1 pseudogene is annotated in these 426 nt (G+C 42.0%); it reads left to right on the forward strand.

The features are described 5' to 3' along the window. Positions 1-426, forward strand: a pseudogene (locus HC176_RS16785) (EamA/RhaT family transporter); the annotation flags it as partial.

Consider the following 426-nt stretch of genomic DNA (forward strand, 5'->3'; position numbering starts at 1 on the left):
ATCTTACTTCAATAAAAAAGAAGGAAGGAATAAAGATCCAAAAACGTAATCTTATCTTTCCCTTACTGGTCTTCTTCGGAAGCGGAGTTATAGACACTACCATAAAATTTCTGGAGACCGCTGATGTGGTGGAGGCCGATGTCGCACTGTTCTCTTCGACTATCTTCGCCATTGCAGGCTGTGTAGGAGTGAGTATTTTGATCATTCAGGCTTTTATGGGAAAACTGAAGCTGAGCTTCAAAAATGTACTTGGAGGGATTGCTTTGGGAATTCCCAATTTTGGGTCAATTTACTTCCTGGTGCTTGCCTTGAGGACGGAGGGAATGGAGAGTTCAACAATCTTTCCATTAAACAATGTGGCCATTGTAATGATTTCCACTTTCCTTGGAATCCTGCTGTTTGGGGAGAAGATGCTTCCTAAGAACT

This window comes from Tamlana crocina, assembly GCF_012037625.1.